The organism is Shewanella sp. SM95, assembly GCF_025653595.1.
Taxonomy (GTDB): domain Bacteria; phylum Pseudomonadota; class Gammaproteobacteria; order Enterobacterales; family Shewanellaceae; genus Shewanella; species Shewanella oncorhynchi.
Genome location: NZ_JAKKSE010000035.1, coordinates 1 through 24834, shown reverse-complemented (window position 1 = coordinate 24834; position 24834 = coordinate 1). Strand labels below are relative to the sequence as shown.

Sequence of the window (24834 nt, the reverse complement as noted above, 5' to 3'; positions counted from 1 at the left end):
GTCCACAGTTCTACTTCCGTACAACTGACGTAACCGGTACTATCGAACTGCCAGAAGGCGTAGAGATGGTAATGCCTGGCGACAACATCAAAATGGTAGTGACTCTGATTTGCCCAATCGCGATGGACGAAGGTTTACGCTTCGCAATCCGTGAAGGTGGTCGTACAGTTGGTGCTGGTGTAGTAGCTAAAATCATCGCTTAATTGCGATAGAAATTAGTTTGAAAAGGAAGCTTCGGCTTCCTTTTTTATTTGAGGGCTGGTTTTATTCACAAATTTGTGTAAAATGCTCGCCACTCTGAAGTTAAATAGTTATTTGATGACTATTTACACAGCGGGCTTGATATCCGAATTTAGATAGGTATAATGGCCCCCTCGTCGACTTAGGTTGACGAATTAAATGATTAGTCGCTGAAGTTAATCATTATCATAGCGGCTCCGATTGGGAGTCGAACGGTTAAATCATCTCGCTCTGCTTTTCTATATTGAAGAAGCTAGAGGGTGATTTTTTATATGTCCATTTTAGGAGCTCTGGTCAATGCAGAACCAAAGAATCCGTATCCGCTTAAAGGGATTTGATCATCGCTTAATTGATCAGTCTACAGCGGAAATCGTTGAAACTGCTAAGCGTACAGGCGCGCAGGTTCGTGGTCCAATTCCACTACCTACTCGCAAAGAGCGTTATACCATTTTGATCTCTCCGCACGTTAATAAAGATGCTCGTGACCAGTACGAATTACGTACACACAAGCGCCTGGTTGACATCGTAGAGCCAACTGAAAAGACTGTTGACGCGTTAATGCGTTTAGATCTTGCGGCTGGTGTCGACGTACAGATTAGCTTGGGTTAATTGAGATCCTAGTAAGAAGAGGTTTGAGAGATGGCTATCGGTCTTATTGGTCGTAAAGTTGGTATGACTCGCATCTTCACTGAAGATGGTGTTTCAATACCAGTTACTGTAATTGAAGTTGCAGGCAACCGTGTTACTCAAGTGAAAACTTTAGAAACTGACGGCTACCGTGCACTTCAAGTTACAACTGGCACCAAAAAAGCCAATCGCATCACTAAACCAGAAGCAGGTCACTTTGCCAAGAGCGGCGTTGAAGCCGGTCGTGGTTTGTGGGAAATGCGTTTGGTAGACGGTGAAGGCGAGGGCATTGAAGTTGGTGCTGAGCTAAATGTTGATATTTTCGCAGACGTAGCGAAAGTTGATGTTACTGGTCAATCAAAAGGTAAAGGCTTCCAAGGCGGCGTTAAGCGTTGGAACTTCCGTACTCAAGATATGACTCACGGTAACTCTTTGTCGCACCGCTCGAATGGTTCTATCGGTCAGAACCAAACGCCTGGTCGCGTATTCAAAGGCAAAAAAATGTCAGGCCATATGGGTGCCGAGCGTGTTACTACTCAAAATCTAGTTGTTGTTCGTGTAGATGTTGAGCGTAACCTGCTACTAGTCCGTGGCGCTGTTCCTGGCGCTACCAATGGCGACTTGATTATCAAGCCTGCCGTTAAAGCTTAAGGTCTGAGGAGATAGTAATGGAATTGGTATTGAAAGACGCGCAAAGCGCTCTTGAAGTTTCCGAAACTACCTTCGGCCGTGACTTTAACGAGGCACTGGTTCATCAGGTAGTTGTAGCATACGCTGCAAACGCGCGTCAGGGCACTCGTGCTCAAAAGACTCGTGCGGAAGTAACTGGCTCAGGCAAAAAGCCTTGGCGCCAAAAAGGAACTGGCCGTGCTCGTGCTGGTTCTGTTAAAGGCCCAATCTGGCGTGGCGGTGGCGTAACATTCGCTGCTAAAACCCAAGATCACAGCCAAAAAGTTAACAAAAAGATGTACCGCGGAGCGCTGAGAAGCATTCTGTCTGAATTGGTACGTCAAGAGCGTTTGGTTATTGTTGAATCTTTCGGTGTTGAAGCTCCTAAAACTAAAGAGCTGAAAGCTAAATTGAAAGCAATGAACCTTGAAGACGTTCTGATTGTGACTGCAGAAGTTGATGAGAACTTATTCTTAGCAGCTCGTAACCTGTACAAGGTTGACGTTCGTGATGTAGCGGGTCTAGACCCAGTGAGTCTGATCGCCTTCAACACTGTGCTTGTGACTGCTGACGCAGTGAAGCAAATCGAGGAGATGCTAGCATGATGATCCGCGAAGAACGTTTGCTAAAAGTTATTCTCGCTCCACATATCTCTGAAAAGAGCACTGTGAACGCTGAGAAGCACAACACTGTTGTTTTCCGCGTAGCTATCGATGCAACTAAAGCTGAAATTAAAGCTGCTGTTGCTAAGCTATTTGAAGTTGAAGTTGATTCAGTTCGCACTTTAGTGAGCAAAGGCAAAACTAAACGCACTGGTGGCCGTACTGGTCGTCGTAGCGATTGGAAAAAAGCCTATGTGACTCTAGCTGCTGGTGCTGACATCGATTTCGTCGGCGGCGCTGAGTAAGCAAAGGAGAATTATCATGGCAGTTATTAAGTGTAAGCCAACCTCTCCAGGTCGTCGCCACGTAGTTAAAGTGGTGAACACTGACCTGCACAAGGGTAAACCTTTTGCTGGCTTGTTGGCGAAAAAATCTAAAAGTGGTGGCCGTAACAATACTGGCCGTATCACTGTCCGTCACGTAGGTGGTGGTCATAAGCAGCATTATCGTCTAATCGACTTCAAACGCGATAAAGATGGTATCCCTGCAAAGATTGAGCGTCTGGAATACGATCCAAACCGTACTGCTAACATCGCGTTAGTATTGTATGCGGATGGTGAGCGTCGTTATATTCTTGCTGCCAAAGGCATGCAAGCTGGCGATAAGATCCAGTCTGGTGTTGCTGCCGAGATCAAAACCGGTAACGCTATGCCACTGCGCAACATCCCAGTAGGTTCTGTAGTTCACGCAGTTGAAATGAAGCCTGGTAAAGGTGCTCAGATCGCTCGTTCTGCAGGTGCTTATGTACAAGTTGTTGCTCGTGATGGCGCATATGCCACTCTACGTCTTCGCTCTGGCGAAATGCGTAAAGTGCCAGTTGATTGCCGCGCGACATTTGGTGAAGTTGGTAATGCCGAACACATGCTACGCCAGTTAGGTAAAGCAGGTGCTAAGCGCTGGAGAGGCATACGTCCTACAGTGCGTGGTGTTGCAATGAACCCAGTAGACCATCCACACGGTGGTGGTGAAGGCCGTACTTCTGGTGGTCGTCACCCAGTGACTCCATGGGGTGTGCCAACTAAGGGTTATAAAACTCGTAGTAACAAGCGCACTGACAAGTACATCGTACGTCGTCGTAATAAATAGTAAGAGGATTCGCCATGCCACGTTCTCTCAAGAAAGGTCCCTTCATTGACCTGCACTTGCTGAAGAAGGTAGAGAAAGCGATGGAAGCCGGTGACAAAAAGCCTATTAAGACTTGGTCACGTCGCTCTATGATCATTCCAAATATGATTGGTTTGACCATCGCTGTCCATAATGGTCGTCAGCACGTTCCTGTGTTCGTAACTGACGAAATGATCGGCCACAAACTTGGTGAATTTTCACCAACTCGCACTTATCGCGGCCATGCTGCAGATAAGAAAGCGAAGAAGCGTTAATACGGGAGGAATAAGATGGAAGTTTTAGCTAAACATCGTTTTGCCCGTACGTCTGCGCAGAAGGCCCGTCTGGTTGCTGATCAAATTCGTGGATTGCCTGTTGCTAAGGCCCTCGAGATTTTGACTTTCAGCCCCAAGAAAGCCGCCGTACTGGTTAAAAAAGTACTTGACTCAGCTATCGCAAACGCCGAACACAACGAAGGCGCGGATATTGATGAGCTTAAAGTCGGAGCCGTCTTCGTAGATGAAGGCCCAACTATGAAGCGTATCATGCCACGTGCTAAAGGCCGCGCTGATCGTATCATGAAGCGTACCAGCCACATTACTGTGGTTGTATCAGATCGCTAGGAGAGAGCAATGGGACAGAAAGTACATCCTAATGGTATCCGTCTGGGTATCACCAAGCCTTGGATCTCTACCTGGTACGCAGATAAATCAGATTACGCAAGTAACCTGAACAGCGACTGGGAAGTGCGTAAGTTTCTTGTAGAGAAATTACAAGCTGCTTCAGTATCTAAGATTGTTATCGAGCGTCCAGCGAAAAGCATCCGCGTTACCATTCACACTGCCCGTCCAGGTGTTGTGATCGGTAAGAAAGGTGAAGACGTTGAAGTATTGCGTGCTGCAGTGTCAAAACTTGCTGGCACTCCTGCTCAAATTAACATCGCTGAGATCCGTAAACCTGAGCTAGATGCCAAGTTAGTTGCTGACTCTATTGCACAGCAATTAGAGCGTCGCGTAATGTTCCGTCGTGCTATGAAGCGCGCAGTTCAAAACGCAATGCGTATTGGTGCTCAAGGTATCAAAGTACAAGTTAGTGGCCGTTTAGGCGGAGCTGAGATTGCGCGCGATGAGTGGTATCGTGAAGGTCGTGTACCTTTACATACTTTGCGTGCTGATATCGACTATTCTACATCTGAAAGTCACACCCAATACGGTGTGATTGGCGTTAAAGTTTGGATCTTCAAAGGTGAAGTTCTAGACGGAATGCTGCCACAGATTGAAGAGCCGAAGCAGCAGCAACCTAAGCGCAAGCCTCGTGGTAAATAGGAGAGCCGGCAATGCTGCAACCTAAACGTATGAAGTTTCGCAAGATGTTCAAAGGCCGCAACCGCGGTCTAGCGAACGGTACCGAAGTTAGCTTTGGTACTTTTGGTCTGAAAGCAGTCGGCCGTGGCCGTTTAACTGCACGTCAGATCGAATCTGCACGTCGTGCCATGACACGTCACATTAAGCGTCAGGGACAAATTTGGATTCGAGTTTTCCCGGACAAGCCGATTACCTCTAAGCCTCTTGAAGTGCGTATGGGTAAAGGTAAAGGTAACGTTGAATACTGGGTATGTCAGATTCAACCTGGTAAGGTTCTTTATGAGATGAATGGTGTTTCTGAAGTGATCGCTCGTGAAGCGTTTGCTTTGGCTGCTGCCAAGCTTCCAATTAAGACTACCTTCGTAACTAAGACGGTGATGTAATGAAAGCGAGCGAACTGAGAGAAAAGAGCGTTGAAGAACTGAACGCTGAACTACTTGGTCTGCTGCGTGAGCAGTTCAACCTGCGTATGCAACACGCCACTGGTCAGTTGACTCAGACTAATCAACTGAAATTGGTGCGCCGTAACATTGCGCGCGTTAAGACCATTATTACTTCTAAGGCGGGTGCATAATGTCTGATAAAATCCGTACTTTGCAGGGTCGTGTAACTAGCAACAAAATGGACAAGTCCATTACTGTTGCTATCGAACGCCAAGTGAAACACCCAATTTATGGGAAATACATTAAGCGTACGACAAAGATCCATGCACATGACGAAACGAATCAGTGCAATGAAGGCGATTTAGTAGCGATTCGCGAATGTCGTCCTTTGTCTAAGACTAAGTCTTGGACCCTGGTTGAAGTAGTATCAAAGGCCTAAGTTAATTAGGTATTTAGGTAAACGGCTCCAGAATGTGGGGCCGTTTGTTTTTTAATACTATACATTCCACTTTTATGGTGTTATATTTGCGCGCCATTTTTGACTAAATTAATAGCAAAAATGAGTGTTTTTATTGTCCCATAGTGGGAATTGTGTAGTAACGATAGCGGAGCACTTAAAATGATCCAAATGCAATCGACTCTTGACGTTGCTTGTAACAGCGGCGCACGCAGAGTTCAGTGTATTAAGGTCTTGGGTGGCTCTCATCGTCGTTATGCCGGTATCGGCGACATCATCAAAGTTTCTGTTAAAGAAGCGATTCCTCGCGCTAAAGCGAAGAAAGGCGATGTGTATAACGCGGTGGTAGTCCGTACTAAGAAAGGCGTACGTCGTCCAGACGGTTCTGTCATTCGCTTCGATCGGAATGCAGCTGTTCTTTTGAACAACAACCTGCAGCCGATTGGTACTCGTATCTTTGGACCAGTGACACGTGAATTGCGTAATGAGCAATTTATGAAAATTGTCTCGCTGGCACCAGAAGTACTGTAAGGAGCTTCAAAATGGCAGCTAAAATACGTCGTGAAGACGAAGTGATTGTATTAGCAGGTAAAGACAAGGGTAAACGTGCAAAAGTTTCTCAAGTCCTTCCTACTGGTAAATTGATTGTTGAAGGCATCAATCTTGTCAAAAAACACCAAAAGCCAAACCCACAATTGGGCGTAGCTGGCGGTATTGTTGAGAAAGAAGCACCGATACAAGCATCAAATGTAGCGATTTTCAACTCTGCCACTGGCAAAGCTGATCGCGTTGGTTTCCGCTTTGAAGACGGCAAAAAAGTTCGTTTCTTCAAATCGAACAGTGAACTCGTTAAGTAATTGGAGTAAACGATGGCGAAACTGCATGATAAATACCAAGAGACTGTTGTCGCTGAACTTGCTAAAAAGTTCGGTTATACCAGTGTCATGCAAGTCCCTCGGATTGAGAAAATCACCCTGAACATGGGTGTTGGCGAAGCTGTTGCAGACAAGAAAATCATGGACCATGCTGTCCGTGATATGACTGCAATCGCTGGTCAAAAGCCAGTTGTGACTGTAGCTCGTAAGTCAGTTGCTGGTTTTAAAATCCGTGAAGGCTACCCTATTGGCTGTAAAGTGACCCTACGCGGTGAGCGTATGTGGGAATTCTTAGAGCGTTTAGTCGATATCGCAATCCCACGTATTCGTGACTTCCGTGGCTTAAGCGCTAAAGCGTTTGACGGCCGTGGTAACTACGCAATGGGCGTGCGTGAGCAGATCATCTTCCCAGAAATCGATTACGATAAAATCGATAAGATTCGTGGTATGGATATTGTTATCACTACTACTGCGAAGAATGATGAAGAAGGTCGTGCTTTGTTAGACGCTTTTAACTTCCCATTCAAGAAATAAGGGTAGCGTAATGGCAAAAACATCAATGAAAGCACGTGAAGCTAAACGTGCACAGCTCGTGGCCAAGTACGCTGAAAAGCGTGCGGCTCTTAAGACTATCATTGCAAGTCCAGCTTCTTCTGACGAAGATCGTTGGGATGCGGTTCTTAAGCTGCAAGCTCTACCACGTGATTCCAGCGCTGCGCGTCAACGCAATCGTTGTAATCAAACTGGTCGCCCTCATGGCTTCTTACGTAAATTCGGCTTAAGCCGTATCAAATTACGTGAAGCAACCATGCGTGGTGAAGTTCCTGGCCTGCGTAAGGCCAGCTGGTAAGCACTTGTCACGGAGTAAGCTAATATGAGCATGCAAGATCCTATTGCGGATATGTTAACCCGTATTCGTAACGGCCAAGCTGCTAACCACGTATCAGTGAAGATGCCTTCAGCTAAGTTGAAAGTCGCAATTGCGAAACTACTTAAAGATGAAGGTTATATTGCTGATTACGCCGTAGCAGATGAAGCCAAGCCTGAACTGGAAGTTACTTTAAAGTATTTCCAAGGCCAACCAGTCGTTGAGACTATCCAGCGTGTAAGTCGCCCTGGTCTTCGTATTTACAAAGGTAAAAACGAACTTCCAAAGGTGATGGGCGGTCTGGGTGTCGCAATTGTGTCCACTTCTAAAGGCTTGATGACTGATCGTGCCGCCCGCCTTGCAGGCATGGGTGGCGAGGTTATCTGCTACGTAGCTTAAGGAGCTAGGAATGTCTCGTGTAGCAAAAGCACCAGTATCTATTCCAGCTGGCGTAGAGGTGACCTTGAACGAACAGACCCTTACCGTCAAAGGCGGAAAAGGTAGTCTGACTCGAGTGATCAACAATGCGGTCAATGTTGTTATTGAAGCCGGCGTAGTTAAGTTCCTCCCTGTTGAAGGCGTTGTTAACGCTTGGGCACAGGCTGGTACAACTCGTGCATTAGTAAACAACATGGTTGTTGGTGTATCTCAAGGTTTTGAGCGTAAGTTAAAGTTAGTTGGCGTTGGTTACCGTGCGAAACTCGTCGGTGCTGATATTGACCTTACTTTAGGTTTCTCTCATCCGTTAGTACACAAACTGCCCGCAGGCGTTACTGCAGAGTGCCCTAGCCAAACTGACATCGTCTTACGTGGCGTTGATAAACAGTTAATTGGCCAAGTCGCTGCTGAGATTCGCGGATACCGTCCACCAGAGCCATACAAAGGCAAAGGTGTTCGCTATGACGACGAAGTAGTACGCCGTAAAGAGGCTAAGAAGAAGTAGGTAACGCGATATGGATAAGAAAACATCTCGCTTACGTCGCGCTACTCGCGCTCGTAAGAAGATCCAAGAGCTGGGCGTGAACCGTCTGGTTGTACATCGTACACCGCGTCACATTTATGCTCAGGTGATCAATCCTGAAGCTCAGGTGTTGGCAGCTGCTTCAACCGTAGAAAAAGCGGTTAAAGAGCTACTGAAGAGTACCGGTAACGTAGACGCAGCGAAAGCAGTAGGTAAATTTGTTGCTGAGCGCGCGATCGAAAAAGGCGTAACTTCAGTTGCGTTCGATCGTTCTGGTTTCAAGTATCACGGTCGTGTAGCTGCTTTAGCAGATGCAGCTCGTGAAGCTGGCCTGAAGTTCTAAGGGGTTATAAAATGGCTAAATTAGAAGCTCAGCAAAAAGACGATCTGCAAGAGAAATTAATTGCAGTTAATCGTGTTTCTAAAGTAGTTAAGGGCGGTCGTATCTTTAGCTTCACAGCACTGACAGTAGTGGGTGACGGTAACGGTAAGATTGGCTATGGCTATGGCAAAGCACGTGAAGTTCCAGCCGCGATTCAAAAAGCGATGGAAAAAGCTCGTCGTAACATTGTGACCGTTGAGTTGAATGCAGGTACTCTGCATCACCCAGTTAAAGGTCGTCATACTGGTTCACTTGTGTACATGCAACCTGCATCACAAGGTACTGGTATTATTGCCGGTGGCGCAATGCGTGCCGTATTGGAAGTAGCAGGCGTGCATAACGTTCTGTCAAAAGCATACGGTTCTACTAACCCGATCAACATCGTTCGCGCGACTGTCGATGCTTTGGTGCACATGAAGTCACCTTCGCAAATCGCAGCTAAGCGTGGCCTGAATGTTGACGAAATTCGGGGGTAATGCACCATGGCAACTAAAACTGTAAAAGTTACTCAAACTAAAAGCGGTATCGGTCGTTTACCGAAGCACCGTGCAACCCTAACGGGTCTTGGTTTGCGTCGCATTGGTCATACTGTTGAATTAGAAGATACTCCTTCTGTTCGCGGTATGATCAACAAGGTCTACTACATGGTTAAGGTGGAGGATTAATAGATGCGTTTAAATACTCTATCTCCAGCTGCAGGCTCTAAGCATGCACCAAAGCGTGTAGGCCGTGGTATGGGCTCAGGTCTAGGTAAAACAGCGGGTCGTGGTCATAAAGGCCAAAAGTCTCGCTCTGGTGGCGGTGTACGCCCAGGATTCGAAGGTGGTCAAATGCCACTGAAAATCCGTTTACCTAAATTTGGTTTTACCTCGCGTCGCGCTATGGTAACAGCTGAAGTTCGTGTACTCGAACTGGCAAAAGTTAACGGTGATGTTATCGACTTAAACGCTCTGAAAGATGCGAACGTAATAACTCGCAACATCCAGTTTGCGAAAATTGTTCTTTCAGGTACCATTGAGCGCCCTGTGACTGTTAAAGGTCTGAAGGTAACCAAAGGTGCACGTGCAGCTATTGAAGCTGCCGGCGGTAAGATCGAGGAATAATACGTCGATGGCAAAACCAGGACTTGATTTAAAAAGCGCGAAAGGTGGACTTTCTGAATTGAAAGCTCGCCTCCTGTTCGTGATTGGTGCGATTATCGTCTTTAGAGCCGGTTCGTTTGTGCCAATTCCTGGTATTGACGCAGCTGTATTAGCAGAGCTGTTTGCTCAGCAAAGTGGAACCATCCTTGGCATGTTTAACATGTTCTCGGGTGGTGCCCTTGAGCGTGCCTCTATCTTTGCATTAGGTATTATGCCGTACATTTCGGCATCGATTATCATGCAACTGTTGACTGTCGTACATCCTGCACTCGCTGAATTGAAAAAGGAAGGCGAATCAGGACGTAAGAAAATCAGTCAATATACCAGATGGGGTACCTTAGTGCTGGGTACATTCCAGTCGGTCGGTATTGCAACCGGGTTACCAAACTTAGTGCCAGGCCTTGTGGTCAACATTGGATTTGGATTCTACTTTGTTGCGGTTGTGAGCTTAGTAACAGGAACTATGTTCCTGATGTGGCTAGGTGAGCAAATTACCGAACGTGGTATAGGTAATGGTATCTCGATTTTGATTTTCGCAGGTATTGTTGCTGGATTACCTTCCGCTATCGGCCAAACGGCTGAGCAGGCGCGTCAAGGTGACTTGAATGTGTTAGTATTGTTGTTGCTCGCGGTAATTGTGTTTGCAGTGACTTATTTTGTAGTGTTTGTGGAACGTGGTCAGCGCCGTATCGTCGTTAACTATGCTAAGCGTCAGCAAGGCCGTAAGGTGTTCGCTGCGCAAAGTACCCATCTACCGCTGAAAATAAACATGGCAGGTGTTATTCCGCCAATCTTTGCGTCAAGCATCATTTTGTTTCCTGGAACACTGGCTCAGTGGTTCGGTCAAAATGAGTCCATGTCATGGTTGAGTGATTTTTCACTGGCTGTTTCACCTGGACAACCGCTTTACTCATTATTATATGCAACAGCGATTATCTTTTTCTGTTTCTTCTATACTGCGTTGGTGTTTAACCCACGTGAAACAGCAGATAACTTGAAGAAGAGTGGTGCATTCATCCCTGGGATCCGTCCTGGAGAACAGACTTCGCGTTACATTGATAAAGTTATGACCCGTTTGACATTGGCAGGCGCGTTATACATAACCTTTATCTGCTTAATTCCGGAGTTCATGTTAATTGCGTGGAAAGTACAGTTCTATTTCGGCGGTACTTCACTACTAATTATGGTAGTCGTAATCATGGACTTCATGGCTCAGGTTCAGACGCATATGATGTCTCATCAGTATGAGTCTGTGATGAAGAAAGCTAACCTAGTTAACAAAGCGAATTTAGATCGCTTTGGTCGCTAAGTAGCTTTACGGAGTGATGAAATGAAAGTTCGAGCTTCCGTGAAGAAGATCTGCCGTAACTGCAAGATCGTCAAGCGTAGTGGCGTTGTACGCGTTATCTGTGTTGAACCAAAACACAAACAGCGTCAAGGCTAAAAAGTAATTTGTTCAGCCCATGAATTGGGCTGAACAAAATTTTGTTTGCAAATCTGTCGACTGTCGAGTATCCTTTCGGGCTTTTCGCAGTTGGCCTTTAACTTTAAGGAGTGCATAGTGGCCCGTATCGCTGGCATTAACATTCCTGATCAAAAGCATACAGTCATCGCATTGACTGCAATTTTCGGCATCGGCCGTACTCGCGCTAGAGCAATCTGCGCGGCTACAGCAATCGCTGAAACTGCTAAGATCAAGGAATTGAGCGAAGCTCAAATAGACACACTACGCGAAGAAGTCGCCAAATACCTAGTAGAAGGTGACTTACGTCGTGAGATTTCAATGAACATCAAGCGTCTTATGGATCTTGGTTGTTATCGTGGTCTCCGCCATCGCCGTAGCCTGCCTCTCCGTGGGCAACGTACTAAGACCAATGCGCGTACGCGTAAAGGTCCACGTAAACCTATTAGAAAGTAACGGGAAGGTAAAGCAATGGCTAAAGTTCCGTCACGTTCTCCGCGTAAGCGCGTACGTAAACAGGTTGCAGATGGCATGGCTCATATCCATGCTTCTTTCAACAACACTATTGTCACCATTACAGATCGTCAAGGTAATGCGTTGTCATGGGCTACTTCAGGTGGTTCAGGTTTCCGTGGTTCACGTAAATCTACTCCATTTGCTGCACAGGTGGCTGCTGAGCGTGCAGGTGCTGCTGCTCAAGACTACGGTTTAAAAAACCTTGAAGTGTTTGTGAAGGGTCCAGGTCCAGGTCGTGAGTCAGCCATTCGTGCGCTGAACGCTGTTGGTTATAAAATTACCAACATTACCGATGTGACGCCGATCCCTCATAATGGTTGTCGTCCTCCTAAAAAGCGTCGTGTATAACGCCGTTTCATTAGGATAGTTGGAGAAAGATCATGGCAAGATACTTGGGTCCCAAGCTCAAGCTCAGCCGCCGAGAAGGTACAGACCTTTTCTTAAAAAGCGGTGTGAGAGCAATCGATTCAAAGTGTAAACTGGAAACTGCACCTGGACAACATGGCGCTCGTAAGCCACGTTTGTCAGAGTACGGTACTCAGTTACGCGAAAAACAAAAAGTTCGTCGTATTTACGGTGTGTTAGAAAAACAATTCCGTAACTATTACAAAGATGCTGCACGTACTAAAGGCAACACAGGTGAAAACCTGCTTCAGCTTTTAGAAACCCGTCTTGATAACGTTGTTTATCGTATGGGCTTCGGTGCAACTCGTGCAGAATCACGTCAGCTAGTAAGCCATAAATCTATTATGGTTAACGGTCGTGTTGTTAACATTCCATCATTCAAAGTGTCTGCGAATGATGTTGTGAGCATCCGCGAGAAGTCACGTACTCAAGCTCGTATTAAAGCGGCTTTAGAAGTGGCAGCTCAACGCGAGAAGCCTACATGGGTTGAAGTCGACAACGCGAAAATGGAAGGTGCTTTCAAGCGCGTTCCAGAACGTAGCGATTTGTCTGCGGAAATTAACGAACAGCTGATCGTCGAGCTTTACTCTAAGTAAGGCTAACAAACAAGAGAGGACACAATGCAGGGTTCTGTTACAGAATTTCTTAAACCGCGTCTCGTTGATATCGAGCAGGTTAACTCAACACGTGCCAAGGTTACATTGGAACCACTTGAGCGTGGTTTCGGCCACACTTTAGGTAACGCGTTGCGTCGCATCCTATTGTCGTCTATGCCCGGCTGCGCGGTTACCGAAGTCGAGATTGACGGTGTACTGCACGAATACAGCAGTAAGGAAGGCGTTCAAGAAGATATCCTTGAGATCTTGTTAAACCTGAAAGGGTTAGCAGTGACCATCGAGGGTAAAGACGAGGCGATGCTTACGTTGAGCAAGTCCGGCGCAGGCCCTGTCATCGCAGCAGATATCACGCATGATGGTGATGTCACTATCGTGAATCCTGATCATATTATCTGTCATCTGACAGGTAACAATGATATCAGCATGCGTATTCGCGTTGAGCGTGGTCGTGGTTATGTACCAGCATCTGCTCGTGCACAGACCGAAGACGATGATCGCCCAATCGGCCGCTTGCTGGTTGATGCTTCTTTCTCGCCAGTTGCACGTATTGCCTACAATGTAGAAGCAGCACGTGTAGAACAGCGTACTGACTTAGATAAACTCGTTATCGATATGACCACAAACGGTACTATCGATCCTGAGGAAGCTATCCGTCGTTCTGCAACTATTCTGGCTGAACAGCTAGATGCGTTTGTAGAGTTACGTGACGTGACTGAGCCAGAGCTGAAAGAAGAGAAACCGGAATTCGATCCGATTCTGCTGCGTCCTGTCGACGATTTAGAGCTAACTGTACGTTCGGCTAACTGCTTGAAAGCCGAAGCGATTCATTACATCGGAGATCTGGTACAGCGTACTGAAGTTGAGTTGCTGAAAACCCCGAACTTAGGTAAGAAATCTCTTACTGAAATTAAGGATGTTTTAGCTTCTCGCGGACTGTCGTTAGGTATGCGTTTGGAAAACTGGCCTCCAGCTAGTTTAGCAGACGACCTATAAGTCTCAGGTTTGTACAGATTTAGGTTATAAGGATTAGGTCATGCGCCATCGTAAGAGTGGTCGTCAACTAAACCGTAACAGCAGTCATCGCCAAGCCATGTTTCGCAACATGGCCGGTTCACTAGTTCGTCATGAGATCATCAAGACAACTGTGGCTAAAGCGAAAGAACTGCGTCGCGTAGTTGAGCCTCTGATAACACTTGCTAAGAGTGACAGCGTTGCAAACCGTCGTTTAGCGTTTGCACGTACTCGCGACGCTGAAGTCGTTGGTAAGTTATTTACTGAGTTGGGTCCACGTTACCAGGAACGTCCTGGTGGCTATACCCGTATCCTTAAGTGCGGTTTACGTGCTGGTGATAAAGCCCCTATGGCTTACATCGAGCTAGTTGGTCGCCCAGAAGCTGCTCAAGCTGTTGATGTTGAAGCTGCTGAGTAATTAAGGTTACACTTTTAAAAAGCCGGGCATTAGCCCGGCTTTTTTATGCCTTTTTGACTATTTCACCCAAAGTGTGGTTTTCTCGATTTCTTTTGGGAGGACGATATTCCATTTAGCTAAGCCTTTCTGGCTAAACATGTATTTTCCAAGATCATCTGTTACTGGGAAAATATTTTCGGGTTTCTCGCCGCCGAGTATTTTTGTCGCCATATTCGCTGCAATCTTGCCATGATGATAGCCATCGAGAACATAGCCACCAATATTACCTTCAGCAGAGACACTAAATCCCCAAAACCCAAAATTCGGTACCGGAGTATGTTCAGATATCCATTTTAGGAGCTGATCTGCATCTACCGAGCGATTATCTGCATCTCTAACCGTGTGGTATAGCGCCACGACTATAGCGTTATAACCCTGTTCCTTCGCGGTCAATACATTCCGCTGCCAATCTGTTAGCTGTGACAATTGCACTAAATTAACTTCGATATCGCCTAACATGCTTGAGTGTTGTTTACTGATGTATTCAGCCGCTGAGTCAGAGGTGACTCCTTGGTCGAATAGAACTAAGATTTTTCTATGCACAGTTTGCGGTAGTAAACGTTGAATGAGCAGTAGTGAACGTCGTAGTAGTGGTCTCTCAATGACGCCTGTGAAGCGTTTGTGTTCATTGAGATGATATTCTCTAGGATTCATATTCACCCCTAAATAGACTACTGGGATTAGGCTGTCATTTAGGCGCTGGTGTAAGAGATTAACCGCATTATCATCGGCGAGAATAACCAATTGAGGTGCTTGTTGTTGAATGTATTTCCATGCTAAGTCAGCCCGTTCAGCAAATTGCTCTTGGGGTAAGCGTTTGGTATCCATCTCGAAATAACTAACATCATGGTGAGGGCTGAGCGTGTCATAAATCGCTTGATAGTATTCTTGGTCCCATTGATAGCTATGATGGTAGCTTTCGATAACAACAACTTTAGCAGCATTGGCTTCATGAGAGAGGCCTACCAAGCAGATAATTAGGAAGCTTAGAATGTGTTGCAAACTAGAGTTCAGTTGTCTCATTTGAATCATATGCAGTCTTAGGTATTGGCGCTGCCTAGAGTATAGTCCACCTTTAATTGTGCATATTCAGATAATAAAAAAGCCTCACTAGTTATTAAGCTAGGAGGCTTAGTTTGTACGCTATTGCTGATCCATCAATAACCTACTTAGTATCAGGTGCCTTTTGCTGGCTATAATCTAACTTTTCGTGCTTTTGGCCCATGGCTTCAGCGACTTCTGGTGGCATGTAGTTTTCATCATGCTTGGCGAGTACTTCAGTTGCTTCTAGTTTGCCATCAGCACCCAGTACACCCTGAGCAACTATGCCTTGTCCTTCACGGAAAAGATCGGGTAATAAGTCGTCATAAGTGACCAGTACTTCGCCGCCGAGGGAGTCATGCACTGCAAATTCGACATGCAAGCTTTTGGGATCTCGCACCATCGAACCTACCGTCACCATTCCGCCGACACGAATACGTTGGCCAATTTCAGGTTTTACGCCAGTGTCTGTCTTGCCGTGGACAATTTCAGACGGAGTATAGAATAAGTTCAAGTTGGAGTTCAGCGCATAGAGCAAAAGCGAAGTAATCGCAGCAACGCCACCGATTAATGCTACAGCTAATGTCAGTCTTTTTTTGCGTCTTGGGTTCACGATTTAGTACTCCTAGTTTCTTTTAGGCGTTCTTCTCTATCCATCTTCTTCGCGATATCAATTAACACCTTACGCTTTTGGCGTGCGCTGGTAATGATGAGCGTAGAGAGGCTGAAGAAGGTCACTCCGTAGGATAGCCATACATAGAATGCATAGCCGCCCATATTAAAAAAATCACTGATTGAATCGAATTGCATCATTTGACCTCCTCCGCTTTAGCTAGTTCACGGACCCAAGGGCGCATGCCATTTCTTGCTAAAATTTCTGATCTAAAGCGAACAATAGTGATAGCGCCAATCATAAGACCGAAGCCCAGTATGTTAATTAGCAGTGGATAAAGCATTTCCGTCGACATAGTCGATTTCTCGGTAATGCGTATTGTCGACGGTTGATGTAATGAGCTCCACCATTCAACTGAGTATTTGATGATGGGAATATTGATCACACCAACGATCGCTAAGATCCCTGCTGCACGCGCTGCGAGCACTTTATCCTCAAATGAGGCATAGAGCGAGATCACACCTAGATATAGGAATAGTAATACCAGCTCTGAAGTTAAGCGTGCATCCCATACCCACCAAGCACCCCACATAGGTTTACCCCATGCCGCTCCGGTAAAGAGTGCGATAAAGGTGATCACTGCGCCGATAGGCGCAATAGATGCTGCAGCCCAGTCGGCAAGTTTTATCTGCCAAACTAGACCGATAAAGGCTGCGGTTGCCATACCCATATAAGCCGCCATTGACATAGACGCGGCAGGAACATGGATAAAGATAATACGGTAGCTATCACCCTGCTGGTAATCCGTCGGCGCGAAGACGAGTCCCCATGTAGTGCCAACAGCAATCAATAGACCGGCTAAGATCGCAAACCATGGAAATAACGTTCCTGATAATTTATATGCGCGTTCAGGATCCGCGTAAGGGTGTAACCATTTCCACATTTTAGTTAGTACTCACTCGCAGAGATGCACCAATTGCAAAAGGTGCTAAGGTTAACGATCCGACCAGCATAGCGCCTATTATAGCGAGCTGACCATCATAGGGTAAATTCATTCCTGCCGCGTCTATGGCACTCGTTGCAAAAATGAGTACTGGGATATATAGGGGCAAAATAAGTAAGCTGAGTAATACGCCGCCTTTCCTTAGACCGACGGTTAATGCCACACCAATAGCACCTAACAGCGACAATACTGGCGTGCCTAGCGCAAGCGTCGAAATTAACGCACCGTAGCTGTTGCCATCTAGATTGAGTAATACCGCTAACAGTGGTGCGATAATAATCAGTGGCACACCAGTTAAAATCCAGTGGGCTAACACTTTAGCTAATACGAGAATGGCTAATGGCTGCGGACTTAATAGCATTTGTTCTAAGCTACCATCACTAAAGTCGGCTTTGAAAAGCCTTTCAAGTGACAACATTGATGCTAATAATGCGGCTACCCAAATTATCCCCGGTGCCACACGTGCTAACATTTGCGGCTCTGGTCCAATTCCCAGCGGAAACAAGGTAACGACCATAATAAAAAATAGCAGTGGGTTAAAAATGTCGCCGCGGTGGCGAATAGCAATTTTAAGATCTCGCTGCAGCAAGGTGAAAAATGCTTGGGTAAAACTGATGCCTCTTTTCATTGAGCCTGACCTTATATGAAGCGATAATCGAGACGAATTTTACGAAGCCTATCATCTGTGATAATGCCCATATCTTGGTGAGTTGTGAGGATCACACAACCACCATTATCCGCATGCTGAATAAATAACTGCTCCAGTTCTTCGACGCCTTTTTTATCAATTGCAGTAAAAGGTTCGTCAAGGATCCAAATTTTACAGTTGCTATGCCACAATCTTGATAGCGCTGTTCTGCGATGCTGGCCTGCGGATAAATGCCCCGCGAGAGCTTCTTCAAAGCCCGTTAAATTGACTTTTGCTAAAATCTCTGACGTATCAAAGTCATCATAACCACTGATTCTTAAATTGAAATTAAGGTTTTCTTCGGCAGTCAGCTCGCATTTCACGCCAGCTAAATGGCCTAAATACAAGAGGTCTTCATTGTATTCATCGCGGCAACGGTTTATGTCTTCATTAATGTAAAAAGTTTGTCCGGCATAGGGGCGAGAAAGGCCCGCCAATATGCGTAATAAACTGGTCTTTCCTGCGCCGTTAGGGCCTTCAATCTGAACAATGTCACCGGCATTTATATCAAAACTTAACTCATCAAAAAGGATACGTTCTTCGCGGATACAGGTCAGCTTGCTGGCTGACACTAATGTGGTTTCTTTAGTTATATTTGTCACTGAACCCTCTATCTCAAGCCGGAAGGAAACACAAGTCATTCTAACACAAACGTTATTGGGGGTTTACTCTTGGTTTGCACTAGATGTCAGCAATATGATGTGGTTCCAATAACCGCAATATTTATCGAACTTTTTTACGACTTGCTAATATATTAACGAATTTGTCATCCTTGTCGCCTGATTCATTTTGTGTTGAGATTCTAATCACAAAAAGATGAGATTTCTTGAAGTTTGTAGTAATCTTAGTCGGCTATAATGAGTCTGCCTAAGTAAGGGCGGCGCCGAGCTTTGTACGTATTTGCATTAGGAACATTGAACATGAAAAAACTGTTAGCAATGACTGCTGTCGCTGCTTTGACTATGTCAGTTAACGCTTCAGCTCAAGATGCTGAGGCTATTTATAATAAGGCATGTACCGTATGCCACAGCATGGGTGTTGCTGGTGCTCCAAAAGTGCACAACGCTGCAGAATGGGAACCACGCTTAGCTAAGGGTGTTGACGCTCTAGTGAAGAGTGTGAAAACCGGTCTGAATGCTATGCCACCAGGCGGTATGTGTACTGATTGTACTGATGATGATTACAAAGCTGCTATCAAATTTATGTCTACAGCTAAGTAATTCTTCAGATATAAAAAAACCGGCGAAAGCCGGTTTTTTTATATCTGCAATTAACTGCGATTTATTGCACTTGAGTATCAAGTACTAGGTTCGCTGTATCGCCTACGGCGACTTTACTGATCTTGCCTTGAATATCACCCGTTTGCGGTTTGATATTACCTTGTTTAGACAGTACAGCAATCACTTCCACATTGGCTGCATCGCTTAACTTTACATCACCACCCATACCGCTGCTGTCATCTAATGTCACTGTAATCGGGAAAGACTTAGCACTGACTTTGGTTGCAGCTAATGGGACTTTAGGTCCTTCAGTTGCACGGGCAAAGATGAAAATGGTGTCTTCTGGACTGGCTTTAGCCGCAAGTTCTGCAGAGATAGATATAGTGACATTGACAGATTTAGCACTCGCTTTGACTTGCTTATGTGCATCATCATTTGGCATGCCAGCGGTTTCCGACTGCATGCGTAAGTTAGCGGTTTCGATTGCATTCATAAGAGCTGCACGATCAACGTCGGCACGACCGCTATCTAAAATCGTTTGCCAAGAGGTGATGGCTTTCTTGTAGTCAGCAGTAAAGAAAGCATCCATACCCACGAGCAGTAGCGTTGAAGGATCTTGGGCATCCATAGCTAAGGACTCATCGATAAGAGCTTGGATTTGCGGTGTCATTTGTTGACCCGCTTTGTAATACATCGCCGTTGCTTTTGGACCGAGCAATTCTGCATGCTTTCCGACTAATTCGATTACTTTATCGAAAGCCGCAATCGCTTTATCATATTGGTTTGCTGATACATAAGCATGACCTAAGCTAAACCACAGTTGGCTGTTTTCTGGCTCGGCTTTAACTTGAGCTTCCATCATCTGCACGCGTTGCATCATGATTTGAGCCGTATCCATTCCTGCATGTGGATTCGCAGGTTGTTGAGCACTATCAATATTCTCGAAGGCACCTAAGTGTTGATAGAGATAGCCTGAGATGACAATCAAACAAACTGACATGATCGACGGCCACAGAATCGTCTTTGGCTTTATTTGGTTGACCAGTGAATCGTCGTTCGCTTGTTTGATGTCTTGGAGTAGACTGATTTCCAGTTCTTTCTTCAATGCATCAAATTCGGCTTGATCGAGTAGCTCTTCACTTAATTCTTTTTCAAGAACGCCTAAGCGCTCATTGAACAATTCAAGGTTCGTTTGTTTACGAACTCCAGCTTCTTCCGTTTTCAGCAATTTTTGCTGTCTGAAGTGCGGGATCCAAATCAGCATCAGGCCGACTAACATAACAAGCGCAATAAAAATCCAAAATGTCGTCATTGTTTCTATATTCACTTTAGTTTGCAGAAAGCGGAGTAACCGCTAGGCTTGGAAGCAAGATTATACGTAAAGATTGTTCATTGAACAGTAATATAAGGTAATCCCAGTGCTGAAAGCTTATAGTTGGGCACTGGTTCACAAATTGATTCTTCTTGTAAATTTTGTATGAAACTTAAGTGTCATTTGTCGGTCACATGCAGAACTGAGCCTCTTCCGTGACTTTCATCGACCTCTAAAATTGAGAATGAGACAAGTAACCCAGTTTTGTACGAAAGAGGCAGACAGGAACAATAGCAAATACTAAAATGAGCAAAATTTCGTGCATTTGCGTGAATAGCATGTTGTGCGTTGAGATAGAGTCTTTCTAAATCAACATATTATTGAAGACTGAGGAAAACCCATGATCCCAGAACTTGGACACTTTGCGTTGATAATAGGGGTGGCTTTTGCCTTCTTATTAATCAGCGTCCCCCTAATAGGTGTTGCCAGAAAAGACCAATACCTTGTTAGGTACGCTTGGCCATTAACGTACGGAATGTTCTTTTTTATTACCTTATCTGTTGTCGTGCTGGCTTATAGTTTTGCCGTCGATGATTTCTCGGTCGCCTATGTGGCACATCATTCAAATTCTCAGTTACCTATCTTCTTTAAGATCTCGGCCGTATGGGGCGGTCATGAAGGGTCACTGTTATTTTGGGTGTTTGCTTTATCAACTTGGGCGGCTGCGGTTGCCTTGTTTAGCAAAGGTTTAGAAGAAGTGTTTACTGCCCGTGTGCTGGCAGTATTGGCTCTTATTGTGATTGGCTTTAGTTTGTTTATGCTACTCACATCTAGCCCATTTGAACGTTTATTCCCGATCCCAGCCGAAGGTCGTGACTTAAATCCAATGCTGCAGGACGTGGGATTAATCTTCCATCCTCCTATGTTGTACTTGGGTTATGTGGGCTTCTCTGTAAGCTTTGCATTTGCGATTGCTGCGCTGATGAGCGGCCGTCTCGATTCTGCATGGGCTCGTTGGACTCGTCCATGGACATTGGCTGCTTGGACCTTCCTTACGGGCGGTATCGCACTAGGATCTTGGTGGGCTTATTATGAATTAGGCTGGGGCGGTTGGTGGTTCTGGGATCCTGTTGAGAACGCCTCTTTTATGCCTTGGTTAGTGGGTACTGCGCTTGTTCACTCTTTGATTGTGACTGAGAAACGCGGCGCCTTCCGTAACTGGACTGTATTACTGTCTATTTTTGCTTTCTCTTTAAGTTTGCTTGGTACCTTTATTGTTCGCTCAGGTGTATTAACCTCAGTGCATTCATTCGCAGCCGATCCAAGCCGCGGTATGTTCATTCTGTTGTTACTTGGTTTAGCGGTTGGCGGTTCATTAACACTGTTTGCTTTACGTGCTAGTGAAATGAGTAGTCCAGCCCGTTTCGAACTTAAGTCTAAAGAAACTATGCTCTTAGTGTGTAATGTGCTACTGACGGTTGCCGCAGGTACGGTACTATTGGGTACATTATATCCATTGCTCATCGACGCGCTTGGCATGGGTAAAATCTCTGTTGGACCCCCATACTTTAATGCGGTGTTCGTGCCTATCGTATTAGTGCTATTTGGCTTTATGGGTATTGGTCCAATTATTCGTTGGAAAAAATCGAAAGCGGGCGAGCTTAAGCGTCAGCTATTGATCCCAGCAATGATTGCTGCTGCTATCGGTATTGTGACTCCTTTTATCGTCGATGGTGCATTCAATATTTGGGTTGCCTTTGGTATTGCTGCCGCGGCTTGGATTATTCTGGCTACCGCAAGAGCGGCCTATAACATGGTCAAGTCGAAAGAAGGTGATATCAGCATCAGCCGCATGGGCCGTAGTCAGCTTGGTATGATCTTTGCGCATCTCGGTATTGCCGTTTCTGTGATTGGTGCCACTATGGTGTCAAATTACTCGATTGAGAAAAGTGTTCGTATGGGACCTGGTGTAAGCCAAGAACTTGCCGGTTATACTTTTAAGTATCTCGAGACCAAAAACGTAGTGGGTCCTAACTACACTGCACAGCAGGGACAGATAGAGATCTACAAGGGCGATGAGCTACTGACATTACTAAAACCAGATCGTCGTCAATATAATGTGCGAACTATGGATATGACAGAAGCCGGTATTGACTGGGGTCTATTCCGTGACTTGTACGTAACTATGGGTGACCCTATTACCAGCACTGAATTTGCGGTTCGTTTAAACTATAAGCCGTTCGTGCGTTGGTTGTGGTTTGGGGCAATTTTCATGATGATAGGTGGATTCTTCGCTGCATCGGATAAACGTTACCGTGCGAAAGTCACTGCAGCCGTCGCGCCTTTGGCCGAAAAGGCAAAATTGGCAACGGCTCAATAATTGGGGAATGTATGAAGAAGTTGGTTCTGTTTATCCCATTGGTCATATTTCTCGCCATGGGGGTGTTTCTCTATAAAGGGTTATTTCTGAATCCGCAGCAATTGGATTCAGCACTGGAAGGGAAGCCTATTCCGGCTTTCCAACTGGAACGACTAGAAACACCGGCTGAGATCATAACGAATGAGCAATTAAAAGGTAAGGTATCATTACTTAACGTATGGGCGACGTGGTGTCCATCTTGTAAATATGAGCATCCTTTCTTAGTGATGCTAAAACGTAAAAATCTTCTGCCAATTTACGGGATCAACTATCGTGATGAGCGTGTTCCTGCGTTAGAAGAGTTAAAACGTCAGGGCGATCCCTACAACGTTAATATTTATGATAAAGATGGGCGTTTAGGATTAGATCTTGGCGTTTATGGTGCTCCAGAGAGTTTTATTGTTGATCACAACGGTATTATCCGTTTCCGTTATGCAGGTCCAATTGACCAACGTGTATGGAGTGAAACCCTTTACCCTATGATCCAACAATTACAAGCTGAAGCAGCGAAGGATGGCGCAGCATGAGAACGCTGATAAAAATCATAGGTGGTCTAGTGCTGATGTTCAGCATGACGACCGCTGTCATGGCAACACCAGTTGATACTTACGAATTCAAGTCACCTGAAAATCAAAAGCGCGGTTTGTCTTTGGCCCATGAACTACGTTGTCCACAGTGTCAAAACCAAAATTTGATTGACTCCAATTCACCCGTTGCTCGAGATCTGCGTCTTGAGGTATTCAAGATGGTTGACGAAGGAAAAGGGGATGATGAGATCATCGAGTTTATGACCAGTCGTTATGGTGAGTTTGTTCTCTATAAACCTAAGATGGAAACCAAGACCTACATTCTCTGGTTAGGTCCTATTGGTTTATTACTTCTGGGTCTAGTGATTGGATTTATCTTCATTCGTAAGCAACGTATTGGCGGTAATGTGCCGAACGAAATTAGCGCAGAAGATCAGCGCGAGTTAGATACCTTGCTAAAGCGCAATACAAAATGAAGCATAAAGTCATAACGGCATTCATGTTGTCATCCATTCTTTCGGTATTTGTTGCTGGGGTCGCGCATGCGTACCCTGGTATGCAGCAAACGGCTAAACCGATGGAATCAACGGTTGATTTGATCAATGTACTGCCAAAGACTTTTCCTATTGAGCCTGTTGCCTTTAATGATGTCGATGGTAAAGCTATCGACTTCAGCCAATTTAAAGGCAAGATCATTATGGTTAACATATGGGCGACTTGGTGTCCGCCATGTGTCAGAGAGTTGCCTGCAATCGAAAGGTTAGCAACTAAGTTCAAGACTGAAGATTTTGTCGTACTGCCTATCTCTATTGATGCAGAAGGTAAGCAGCAGGTTCAGCCGTTCTTAAGTTCATTGGGTATGGCGAATTTTAACTCTTACTACGATCAACCACAAAGTCTTGGGAACGTTTTTCCGCTCGACACGATTCCTGCGACCTTTATTCTTGATCAACAGGGTCAATTAATTGCCTTTGTTCGATCCTATGTTGATTGGGATGACGTAAAAGCCGTCTCGTTAATCCAAGGTTTTATCGATAAAGGCAGCAAAAAGCCCAATTAATGGGCACTTTGCATGTAAAATAATCGCCATTGTTTAAAAGATCGCCATGCGATCTTTTTTCATTTAAAAAGCCCTTGCACAAAAAGTTTCACTGCCTATAATGCGCATCCACTGACACGGCAGACAGCGAAAGCTAGCTGACGAGTTAGGTTGAATTAAGCAGGTTACTCTCCGTTGAGAATGGCACTTAATTCAATCGCAGCAAGAAGTTGTAAAAAACTCCTTGACGCGAAACGGGAAATGCGTAGAATACGCAGCCCTAGCCAACTGGAAGCGTTCGACGCTCAGTGTGGTACTCACCTTCTCTTATGAGGTTGAGTTGCTCTTTAACAAGATAAAACAAGAAATCTGTGTGGACACTCACAGGTGTTGAGTTAATCGAAACTGCTTAGCCTTCGGGTTGGCAGTCAAAAATTTAAATCAATGTAACAATGAGTGTTCATAGTAATATGTACAGTTTGTTTCTTTAGCTAGAAACAAAAAATCAGAATTCATTGAGCCGCTGAAGTCGCAAGACGGAAGCAACAAAACTTTAATTGAAGAGTTTGATCATGGCTCAGATTGAACGCTGGCGGCAGGCCTAACACATGCAAGTCGAGCGGCAGCACAAGGGAGTTTACTTCTGAGGTGGCGAGCGGCGGACGGGTGAGTAATGCCTAGGGATCTGCCCAGTCGAGGGGGATAACAGTTGGAAACGACTGCTAATACCGCATACGCCCTACGGGGGAAAGGAGGGGACCTTCGGGCCT

General features: G+C 45.4%; 40 protein-coding genes, 1 rRNA gene and 1 pseudogene. 35 read left to right on the top strand and 7 right to left on the bottom strand.

Annotated elements, in window-relative coordinates:
* The 29 genes and pseudogenes from tuf to rplQ all read left to right on the top strand — a co-directional run.
* Nucleotides 1-203: pseudogene (gene tuf, locus L5M29_RS22550) on the top strand (elongation factor Tu); the annotation flags it as partial.
* Nucleotides 204-537: 334 nt separating this feature from the next.
* The gene (gene rpsJ, locus L5M29_RS22545) at nucleotides 538-849 is read left to right on the top strand and encodes a 30S ribosomal protein S10 (RefSeq protein WP_006083601.1); all 312 of its coding nucleotides are present in this window, start codon (nucleotides 538-540) and stop codon (nucleotides 847-849) included.
* 30 nt (nucleotides 850-879) lie between these two features.
* Nucleotides 880-1518, top strand: a complete 639-nt coding sequence (rplC, locus tag L5M29_RS22540; protein ID WP_006083600.1) for a 50S ribosomal protein L3 — start codon at nucleotides 880-882, stop codon at nucleotides 1516-1518.
* 17 nt (nucleotides 1519-1535) lie between these two features.
* Entirely contained in the window at nucleotides 1536-2141 is a 606-nt protein-coding gene (rplD, locus tag L5M29_RS22535) for a 50S ribosomal protein L4 (RefSeq protein WP_113941598.1), read from the top strand.
* Complete coding sequence (gene rplW, locus L5M29_RS22530) at nucleotides 2141-2443, top strand: 50S ribosomal protein L23 (protein WP_025008843.1); 303 nt, start codon at nucleotides 2141-2143, stop codon at nucleotides 2441-2443. Before rplD ends, rplW begins: the two co-directional genes overlap by 1 nt.
* Before the next feature lie 16 nt (nucleotides 2444-2459).
* Nucleotides 2460-3284: a 50S ribosomal protein L2 gene (rplB, locus tag L5M29_RS22525; RefSeq protein WP_006083597.1), complete on the top strand. Its 825-nt coding sequence runs from the start codon at nucleotides 2460-2462 to the stop codon at nucleotides 3282-3284.
* Between the two features lie 14 nt (nucleotides 3285-3298).
* Nucleotides 3299-3577 (top strand): 30S ribosomal protein S19, encoded by a 279-nt coding sequence (rpsS, locus tag L5M29_RS22520; protein WP_006083596.1) that lies wholly within the window; start codon nucleotides 3299-3301, stop codon nucleotides 3575-3577.
* Nucleotides 3578-3592: 15 nt separating this feature from the next.
* Nucleotides 3593-3925, top strand: coding sequence for a 50S ribosomal protein L22 (gene rplV / locus L5M29_RS22515; RefSeq protein WP_006083595.1), 333 nt, complete (start codon nucleotides 3593-3595; stop codon nucleotides 3923-3925).
* A 9-nt stretch (nucleotides 3926-3934) separates the two neighbouring features.
* A complete protein-coding gene (gene rpsC / locus L5M29_RS22510; protein WP_006083594.1) occupies nucleotides 3935-4627 on the top strand; it encodes a 30S ribosomal protein S3 in 693 nt (230 codons plus the stop codon).
* 11 nt (nucleotides 4628-4638) lie between these two features.
* The gene (gene rplP / locus L5M29_RS22505; RefSeq protein ID WP_006083593.1) at nucleotides 4639-5049 is read left to right on the top strand and encodes a 50S ribosomal protein L16; all 411 of its coding nucleotides are present in this window, start codon (nucleotides 4639-4641) and stop codon (nucleotides 5047-5049) included.
* A complete protein-coding gene (gene rpmC / locus L5M29_RS22500) occupies nucleotides 5049-5240 on the top strand; it encodes a 50S ribosomal protein L29 (RefSeq protein WP_006083592.1) in 192 nt (63 codons plus the stop codon). Before rplP ends, rpmC begins: the two co-directional genes overlap by 1 nt.
* A complete protein-coding gene (gene rpsQ, locus L5M29_RS22495) occupies nucleotides 5240-5488 on the top strand; it encodes a 30S ribosomal protein S17 (RefSeq protein ID WP_006083591.1) in 249 nt (82 codons plus the stop codon). Before rpmC ends, rpsQ begins: the two co-directional genes overlap by 1 nt.
* A 180-nt stretch (nucleotides 5489-5668) precedes the next feature.
* Nucleotides 5669-6037, top strand: coding sequence for a 50S ribosomal protein L14 (gene rplN, locus L5M29_RS22490; protein ID WP_006083590.1), 369 nt, complete (start codon nucleotides 5669-5671; stop codon nucleotides 6035-6037).
* 11 nt (nucleotides 6038-6048) lie between these two features.
* Nucleotides 6049-6363 (top strand): 50S ribosomal protein L24, encoded by a 315-nt coding sequence (rplX, locus tag L5M29_RS22485; RefSeq protein WP_006083589.1) that lies wholly within the window; start codon nucleotides 6049-6051, stop codon nucleotides 6361-6363.
* Nucleotides 6364-6375: 12 nt separating this feature from the next.
* Entirely contained in the window at nucleotides 6376-6915 is a 540-nt protein-coding gene (gene rplE, locus L5M29_RS22480; RefSeq protein ID WP_006083588.1) for a 50S ribosomal protein L5, read from the top strand.
* 10 nt (nucleotides 6916-6925) lie between these two features.
* The gene (gene rpsN, locus L5M29_RS22475; RefSeq protein WP_006083587.1) at nucleotides 6926-7231 is read left to right on the top strand and encodes a 30S ribosomal protein S14; all 306 of its coding nucleotides are present in this window, start codon (nucleotides 6926-6928) and stop codon (nucleotides 7229-7231) included.
* Between the two features lie 24 nt (nucleotides 7232-7255).
* Nucleotides 7256-7648, top strand: coding sequence for a 30S ribosomal protein S8 (rpsH, locus tag L5M29_RS22470; protein WP_006083586.1), 393 nt, complete (start codon nucleotides 7256-7258; stop codon nucleotides 7646-7648).
* Between the two features lie 10 nt (nucleotides 7649-7658).
* Nucleotides 7659-8192 carry a 50S ribosomal protein L6 gene (gene rplF, locus L5M29_RS22465; RefSeq protein WP_105251036.1) on the top strand — a complete coding sequence of 178 codons (534 nt, stop codon included), beginning with the start codon at nucleotides 7659-7661 and terminating at the stop codon, nucleotides 8190-8192.
* Nucleotides 8193-8202: 10 nt separating this feature from the next.
* Nucleotides 8203-8553, top strand: a complete 351-nt coding sequence (gene rplR / locus L5M29_RS22460; RefSeq protein ID WP_006083584.1) for a 50S ribosomal protein L18 — start codon at nucleotides 8203-8205, stop codon at nucleotides 8551-8553.
* A gap of 11 nt (nucleotides 8554-8564) precedes the next feature.
* Nucleotides 8565-9068, top strand: coding sequence for a 30S ribosomal protein S5 (gene rpsE, locus L5M29_RS22455; protein ID WP_006083583.1), 504 nt, complete (start codon nucleotides 8565-8567; stop codon nucleotides 9066-9068).
* Nucleotides 9069-9074: 6 nt separating this feature from the next.
* Entirely contained in the window at nucleotides 9075-9257 is a 183-nt protein-coding gene (gene rpmD / locus L5M29_RS22450) for a 50S ribosomal protein L30 (protein WP_006083582.1), read from the top strand.
* A 3-nt stretch (nucleotides 9258-9260) separates the two neighbouring features.
* On the top strand, nucleotides 9261-9695 hold the full coding sequence (rplO, locus tag L5M29_RS22445; protein ID WP_006083581.1) for a 50S ribosomal protein L15: 435 nt from the start codon (nucleotides 9261-9263) through the stop codon (nucleotides 9693-9695).
* 7 nt (nucleotides 9696-9702) lie between these two features.
* Complete coding sequence (secY, locus tag L5M29_RS22440) at nucleotides 9703-11043, top strand: preprotein translocase subunit SecY (RefSeq protein ID WP_007644459.1); 1341 nt, start codon at nucleotides 9703-9705, stop codon at nucleotides 11041-11043.
* A gap of 21 nt (nucleotides 11044-11064) precedes the next feature.
* The gene (gene rpmJ / locus L5M29_RS22435) at nucleotides 11065-11178 is read left to right on the top strand and encodes a 50S ribosomal protein L36 (RefSeq protein ID WP_006083579.1); all 114 of its coding nucleotides are present in this window, start codon (nucleotides 11065-11067) and stop codon (nucleotides 11176-11178) included.
* Nucleotides 11179-11295: 117 nt separating this feature from the next.
* Nucleotides 11296-11652, top strand: coding sequence for a 30S ribosomal protein S13 (gene rpsM, locus L5M29_RS22430; RefSeq protein WP_011787581.1), 357 nt, complete (start codon nucleotides 11296-11298; stop codon nucleotides 11650-11652).
* Between the two features lie 15 nt (nucleotides 11653-11667).
* The gene (gene rpsK / locus L5M29_RS22425) at nucleotides 11668-12060 is read left to right on the top strand and encodes a 30S ribosomal protein S11 (protein WP_006083577.1); all 393 of its coding nucleotides are present in this window, start codon (nucleotides 11668-11670) and stop codon (nucleotides 12058-12060) included.
* A gap of 32 nt (nucleotides 12061-12092) precedes the next feature.
* Entirely contained in the window at nucleotides 12093-12713 is a 621-nt protein-coding gene (gene rpsD / locus L5M29_RS22420; RefSeq protein WP_006083575.1) for a 30S ribosomal protein S4, read from the top strand.
* Between the two features lie 24 nt (nucleotides 12714-12737).
* Complete coding sequence (locus L5M29_RS22415; protein WP_006083574.1) at nucleotides 12738-13727, top strand: DNA-directed RNA polymerase subunit alpha; 990 nt, start codon at nucleotides 12738-12740, stop codon at nucleotides 13725-13727.
* A gap of 40 nt (nucleotides 13728-13767) precedes the next feature.
* The gene (rplQ, locus tag L5M29_RS22410) at nucleotides 13768-14163 is read left to right on the top strand and encodes a 50S ribosomal protein L17 (protein WP_006083573.1); all 396 of its coding nucleotides are present in this window, start codon (nucleotides 13768-13770) and stop codon (nucleotides 14161-14163) included.
* A gap of 57 nt (nucleotides 14164-14220) precedes the next feature.
* Here rplQ and L5M29_RS22405 read toward each other — a convergent pair whose 3' ends face one another.
* The 6 genes from L5M29_RS22405 to ccmA form a co-directional block, all read right to left on the bottom strand.
* Entirely contained in the window at nucleotides 14221-15225 is a 1005-nt protein-coding gene (locus tag L5M29_RS22405) for an ABC transporter substrate-binding protein (protein ID WP_263170170.1), read from the bottom strand.
* A 142-nt stretch (nucleotides 15226-15367) separates the two neighbouring features.
* The gene (gene ccmE / locus L5M29_RS22400; RefSeq protein WP_105251038.1) at nucleotides 15368-15856 is read right to left on the bottom strand and encodes a cytochrome c maturation protein CcmE; all 489 of its coding nucleotides are present in this window, start codon (nucleotides 15854-15856) and stop codon (nucleotides 15368-15370) included.
* Nucleotides 15853-16053, bottom strand: a complete 201-nt coding sequence (gene ccmD / locus L5M29_RS22395; protein ID WP_263170173.1) for a heme exporter protein CcmD — start codon at nucleotides 16051-16053, stop codon at nucleotides 15853-15855. The genes ccmE and ccmD overlap by 4 nt, the downstream gene beginning before the upstream one ends.
* A complete protein-coding gene (locus L5M29_RS22390; protein WP_263170168.1) occupies nucleotides 16053-16799 on the bottom strand; it encodes a heme ABC transporter permease in 747 nt (248 codons plus the stop codon). The genes ccmD and L5M29_RS22390 overlap by 1 nt, the downstream gene beginning before the upstream one ends.
* Before the next feature lies 1 nt (nucleotide 16800).
* Nucleotides 16801-17487: a heme exporter protein CcmB gene (gene ccmB / locus L5M29_RS22385; protein ID WP_006079706.1), complete on the bottom strand. Its 687-nt coding sequence runs from the start codon at nucleotides 17485-17487 to the stop codon at nucleotides 16801-16803.
* Nucleotides 17488-17498: 11 nt separating this feature from the next.
* Complete coding sequence (gene ccmA / locus L5M29_RS22380) at nucleotides 17499-18149, bottom strand: cytochrome c biogenesis heme-transporting ATPase CcmA (RefSeq protein WP_131525727.1); 651 nt, start codon at nucleotides 18147-18149, stop codon at nucleotides 17499-17501.
* Nucleotides 18150-18467: 318 nt separating this feature from the next.
* Between ccmA and L5M29_RS22375 the strand changes: the two genes are divergently transcribed.
* Nucleotides 18468-18767 (top strand): c-type cytochrome, encoded by a 300-nt coding sequence (locus L5M29_RS22375; RefSeq protein ID WP_105251041.1) that lies wholly within the window; start codon nucleotides 18468-18470, stop codon nucleotides 18765-18767.
* Nucleotides 18768-18828: 61 nt separating this feature from the next.
* Here the strand turns inward: L5M29_RS22375 and ccmI are convergent, their stop codons facing one another.
* Nucleotides 18829-20079: a c-type cytochrome biogenesis protein CcmI gene (ccmI, locus tag L5M29_RS22370; RefSeq protein WP_168827730.1), complete on the bottom strand. Its 1251-nt coding sequence runs from the start codon at nucleotides 20077-20079 to the stop codon at nucleotides 18829-18831.
* 400 nt (nucleotides 20080-20479) lie between these two features.
* Here ccmI and L5M29_RS22365 point away from each other — a divergent pair, with 400 nt between their 5' ends.
* The 5 genes from L5M29_RS22365 to L5M29_RS22345 all read left to right on the top strand — a co-directional run.
* Complete coding sequence (locus L5M29_RS22365) at nucleotides 20480-22459, top strand: heme lyase CcmF/NrfE family subunit (protein ID WP_113941594.1); 1980 nt, start codon at nucleotides 20480-20482, stop codon at nucleotides 22457-22459.
* A gap of 11 nt (nucleotides 22460-22470) precedes the next feature.
* A complete protein-coding gene (locus L5M29_RS22360) occupies nucleotides 22471-23025 on the top strand; it encodes a DsbE family thiol:disulfide interchange protein (protein WP_105251044.1) in 555 nt (184 codons plus the stop codon).
* Nucleotides 23022-23501 (top strand): heme lyase NrfEFG subunit NrfF, encoded by a 480-nt coding sequence (gene nrfF / locus L5M29_RS22355; RefSeq protein ID WP_105251045.1) that lies wholly within the window; start codon nucleotides 23022-23024, stop codon nucleotides 23499-23501. The genes L5M29_RS22360 and nrfF overlap by 4 nt, the downstream gene beginning before the upstream one ends.
* Nucleotides 23498-24085 (top strand): TlpA family protein disulfide reductase, encoded by a 588-nt coding sequence (locus L5M29_RS22350; protein WP_263170165.1) that lies wholly within the window; start codon nucleotides 23498-23500, stop codon nucleotides 24083-24085. Before nrfF ends, L5M29_RS22350 begins: the two co-directional genes overlap by 4 nt.
* Before the next feature lie 533 nt (nucleotides 24086-24618).
* A 16S ribosomal RNA gene (locus L5M29_RS22345) occupies nucleotides 24619-24834 on the top strand; the annotation flags it as partial.